We start from the raw sequence: 850 nt of genomic DNA on the forward strand, positions 1-850 counted from the left end.
TGTCCAGACATTATGTGAAGTTTACAAAGAATCGGACGCGGTTAGCGCTACGCGAATATTTTTTACCACTTCCGCAAGCTGTTGTATAAAGACTGGTAAATGCCCGCTGATAAAAACCATATCCGAGGATTTGCCCGCGGCTTCCAACTCAGCGGCAAGAGTCGAAGCCTCAGCGGCCCCGATAGAGGCGCAAACGCTTTTCAGCGCGTGAACATTGATAATAAATGAAGGAAGGTCAGTTTCGGACAAATTTTGCAGTAACGGCAATCTTTCATCCGCGTCCTTGCAGAAAAGGCTCAGTATATTTTTATAAGTCTTCAAAGAGCCGCGGAGCAAAGCGACTCCCTTTTGCACGTCCACGCCGGGGATAGTTAGCAATGAGCAGTGAGCAGTGAGCAATGAAGAATTGTTATCCTTATCCGGCAGTTTATCTTTCCCTTCATTATCATTGCTAACTGCTAATTGTTCATTGCTCACTGCTAATTGTTCATTGCTCACTGCTAATTGCTCATTGCTCATTGCTAATTGCTCATTGCTCATTGCTCTTTTCCCCCCCTTTACCCATCTGTCAAGAATTTCATCCAGTTTGGAAACGTCTACGGGTTTTGAAAGAAAATCATTAAACCCCTTTTCGATAAACATTTCCCGCATCCCGACAACCGCGTTAGCGGTTAATGCAATAATTGGAATTTGCTGACGCAAATTCCTCGTGCTGTTTTTTTCACCTGCGGTGAAACTCGCGCTATTTTTCTCTTGTTGTTCTTTTTCCCATGCGCGGATAATCGCCGTAGCTTCAATCCCGTCCATTTCCGGCATCATGTGATCCATGAAAATCAGATCGTACTTATTC

At 44.5% G+C, this 850-nt stretch carries 1 protein-coding gene; it reads right to left on the reverse strand.

Features of this window, described 5'->3' with window-relative positions:
* Window positions 1–21: 21 nt before the first annotated feature.
* Window positions 22–850 (reverse strand): Hpt domain-containing protein (locus tag ACYVRA_RS07525; protein WP_461252123.1); only part of this gene is annotated, 829 nt, incomplete at its 5' end.

The organism is Treponema sp. R8-4-B8 (assembly GCF_054786175.1).